Origin of the sequence: Streptomyces sp. UNOC14_S4, from assembly GCF_020740835.1 — a bacterium.
Lineage (GTDB): Bacteria > Actinomycetota > Actinomycetes > Streptomycetales > Streptomycetaceae > Streptomyces.
In genome coordinates this window covers 1-3,740 of sequence record NZ_JAINFC010000636.1, presented here as the reverse complement: position 1 = coordinate 3,740, position 3,740 = coordinate 1, and the positions used below count along the sequence as shown (strand labels likewise).

General features: G+C 71.1%; 3 protein-coding genes. 1 reads left to right on the top strand and 2 read right to left on the bottom strand.

Annotated elements, in window-relative coordinates; translation table 11 throughout:
* Positions 1–298: 298 nt before the first annotated feature.
* Entirely contained in the window at positions 299–2,056 is a 1,758-nt protein-coding gene (gene cdgB / locus K6I34_RS33475; protein WP_229331803.1) for a diguanylate cyclase CdgB, read from the bottom strand.
* A 460-nt stretch (positions 2,057–2,516) separates the two neighbouring features.
* Here cdgB and K6I34_RS33470 point away from each other — a divergent pair, with 460 nt between their 5' ends.
* Complete coding sequence (locus K6I34_RS33470) at positions 2,517–3,083, top strand: flavin reductase family protein (protein WP_229331802.1); 567 nt, start codon at positions 2,517–2,519, stop codon at positions 3,081–3,083.
* Positions 3,084–3,278: 195 nt separating this feature from the next.
* Here K6I34_RS33470 and K6I34_RS33465 read toward each other — a convergent pair.
* Positions 3,279–3,740: methyltransferase (locus K6I34_RS33465; protein ID WP_275127209.1), on the bottom strand; the 462-nt coding region annotated here is incomplete at its 5' end.

Genomic DNA, 3,740 nt, shown 5'->3' with positions numbered 1-3,740 from the left:
CGTCACCACCCTCCGAGCGGTAGAGGTGCGCGAACGGGTCGTCGTTCTCCGGCTTGCCCGTGCCGTTGTTCCCGGCCGTCATCCCCTGTCACTCCCAACCTGGTGCCCATCGACGCGCACGCATACGTGCATTGCACACGCGCGTACGCGTCCCGGCCCGCCGCTGCCGGGCCGGGGCGGCCCGGAGACGTCCACACGGTCCGGATGGCCAAAAATTCACGTGTTTCGCGGTCCGCGGCGCGGTGCCGCACCGGCGCAGCCTACCCCGAGAGGGTGACGCCACGCCCCCGCGCGGGACTCAGCCTGCCCGGCGGCCCGCTTTGGCCCGTGACCGTTTTTCGACGTACATCCGCTGGTCGGCCGAGCGCAGCACCTCGTCGGGCGTCATTCCGCAGCCCGCCCAGCCGATACCGAAGCTCGCGCCGACCCGTACGGCCCGGCCGTCGACTCTTATCGGCGGCACGATCGCGTTGCGCAGCCGGACCGCCAGGTCCTCCGCGTCGGCCTGGCCGAGGCCGTCGGCGAGGACCACGAACTCGTCCCCGCCGAGCCGCGCGACGGTGTCGCCCTCGCGCACTCCGCTGGTCAGCCGGCGGGCGACCTCGATGAGGACGGCGTCACCGGTGTGGTGCCCGAAGCGGTCGTTGATGGACTTGAAGCCGTCGAGGTCGCAGAAGAGCACGGCCAGGCCCTTGGCGCCGTCGTCCTCGGCGTCCTCGTCGGGCGCGACCGCGTGGACGTGGCCCGGGCAGGACGACGCGCCGCTGTGCTCCGCGCCGAACTCGCCGGTGGCCGTGTCCGGCGGGTAGTCGGAGCCGAAGTCGGAGCCGAACTCCGGCCCGTAGTCCGGCCCGAGGTCGGAGCCGAAGCCGTGGCCGTACGGCCCGTACCCCGCGCCCTCCACCTCGTCGAAGCCCTCCAGCGAGCCGTACGGGGGCACCGCGACCACCGCGTGCGCCTCGGCGCCCGCCGGGATGCCGCACAGCCTGCTGCTGAGGCGGGCGCGCAGCTCGGCGCTGTTGGGCAGGCCGGTCAGGGAGTCGTGGCTGGCCCGGTGGGCGAGTTGGAGCTCGTGGCGCTTGCGCTCCTCGATGTCCTCGACGTGGGTGAGCAGATAGCGCGGGCCGTCGGCGGCGTCGGCCACCACCGAGTTGCGCAGCGAGACCCACACATAGCTGCCGTCGCGGCGCTGGAGGCGCAGCTCGGCCCGGCCGCCCTCGGCGGAGGTGCGCAGCAGGGTGCCGATGTCCTCCTGGTGCACGAGGTCGGAGAAGGAATAGCGGCGCATCTGGGACGCGGATCTGCCGAGCAGGCGGCAGAGTGCGTCGTTGGTCTTGTGCAGCCTGCCGTGCTGGTCACCGCCCAGTTCGGCGATGGCCATGCCGCTCGGCGCGTATTCGAAGGCCTGCCGGAAACTCTCCTCGCTGGCGCGCAGGGCCTGCTGCTCCCGCTCCAGCCGGACGAGTGCCCGTTGCATGTTTGCGCGCAGCCGGGCGTTGCTGATCGCAATTCCGGCCTGGAAGGCGTACATCTGGAGCGACTCGCGGCCCCAGGCCCCGGGGCGGCGGCCGTTGCGCGGTTTGTCGACCGAGATGACGCCGAGGAGTTCGCCTCCGGCGGTGCCCGAGGTGTACATCGGGGCGAAGAGGCGGTCCATGGGGTGCCACTCGTCCGGGAAGCGCGGTGCCGGTCCCGCGGTGTGCCACTGGGGCACGTCGTCGTCATCGAGGATCCAGCCCTCGGTGTACGGGATGAAGCGCAGGGAGCCCCACTGGTCGGCCATGTCCAGCCGGCGCTCCCAGGAGGCCCTGGAGCCCACCCGGCCCGCCATCATGGCCTCCGCCTGGGCGCTGCCCGCGACGGCCGCCACGACGAGGTCCCCGTCCGGTCGTACGAGATTGACCGCGGAAAGCTCATAACCGAGGCCGGCTATGACGCCGTCGGCGACGGTCTGCAAGGTGTCCGCGAGGCTCCGTGCCGTGTTCAGATCGGCAACCACCTGATGCAATCCCCGCAAGGTCGCAAGGCGGACATACGACTCCGACTCGGTCTCCATATTCGCTCTCCCCCGAGACCTCGACAGCAACTCCAGGCTTCTTGTCGTCCGTTTATCACGGCCACTGAATCACAGTGAGCTGACCACTCGGTACACAGGGTCAACAATTAGCGCCTTCTGTGACTCATGTCACATTCCGTGATGGCCTCCGGATACTGGCGCCCGAGAGTCTCCTGTGCTGCGTGAAACCTTCGTGAACGCAAATCCGAAAGCGATTCCCCACTCATATGGACGCGTTCTGAAGGGGCTCGGGTGCCATTCGACGCCCATTCGGCCACGCATTGGCGTGAAACGGTCGCGGAGCGCGAGCGTCCGGATCGCCGGGCAGAATGGCGGCCGGGACCCCTTTTATCTGCCACGGGTAGTTCCGCCGCCGCCCCGCGGCCTAGGTCCTGGCTGGGGCCCCGGCTGGTCCGGAAGCCCGATGCGCGGAGGGCGGCGCGGGAGCTAGCGTGCAAGCGTGTTGCAGACGACTTCGCCCCACGAGCCCCCGGCGGTGCCTTCCGCCATACCCCATGCTGAAGGGGTGAGCGCCGACGAGTTCCGTGCCGCCCTCGCCCGCCTCGCCGCGGGCGTGGTGCTGGTGACCGCGCGCGACGCGGAGCACGGCCCGCGCGGCGAGGACGCCGGCATGACGGCGACGGCGTTCCTGTCCGTCTCCCTCGAACCGCCGCTGGTGCTCGTGAGCGTTCGCAACGACTCCCGCATGGACGACCTGCTGGAGCGGCAGCCGCTGTGGGCGGTCTCCGTCCTCGCCGAGAGCCAGCGCCACATCGCGGGCCGCTTCGCGATGAAGGGCCGCATCAGCGACCGCCTGCTCTTCGAGGACATCGCGTACGAGCGCGGCGAGGCGTCGGGCGCGCCGCTGGTGCGCGGCGCGCTGGCCGCGCTGGAGTGCCGCACGGAACAGCGGGTCGCGGCGGGCGACCACACGCTGGTCATCGGGCGTGTGCTGACGGCGACGGCGCCGAGTACGGAGAGTGGGCCGTTGACGTATTTCCGGGGGAAGTACCGGCGGCTGGGCTGAGCCTCGCGCCTCGCGGCTCGCGGATGCGGGGTGCGGCTTGGTTTTTTCGGTGGCGCCCATGGGGGTGCCTCGTGAGCCCGGTGCGCGTCTGCAGGCTGTGTACGGCTGGGCGCGCAGTTCCCCGCGCCCCTGATGGGGCGTGGCCCGGCGGTCGGCATGGGCCCTCGGGGGAACTCGCGGCCTACGGTCCCGGAGTCAGATGGCGATCGCCTCGACGATGGAGTGGAACGACGGGGTGGGGAGGACCTGGTTCAGTTTGAAGCCCGCCTCTGTGAGGAGGGCGGCGAACTCCGGCTCCGTCCGCTCCTTCCCCGGCACCAGTGCCAGCATCATGACGTCCAGGTCCTTGCCGGGGTGGGGCTCTTCGCCCGCCGGGAGGACGGCGTCGATCACGAGGAGCCGGGCGCCGGGCGCGGCGGCACGGCGGACCGTGCGCAGGATGCGCAGACAGTCCTCGTCGTTCCAGTCGTGCAGGATGTGCTTGAGGATGTAGATGTCGCCGCCCGGGGGTACGGCGGTGAAGAAGTCCCCGGACGCCGTGGACCAGCGGCCCGCCAGCCCCTCGTCGTCCAGCACGTGCTGCGCGACGGTCTGCGGCTGGTCGAAGAGCACGCCGTGGAGCCCGGGGTTGCCGGTGAGCACGGCGCGCAGCAGCCC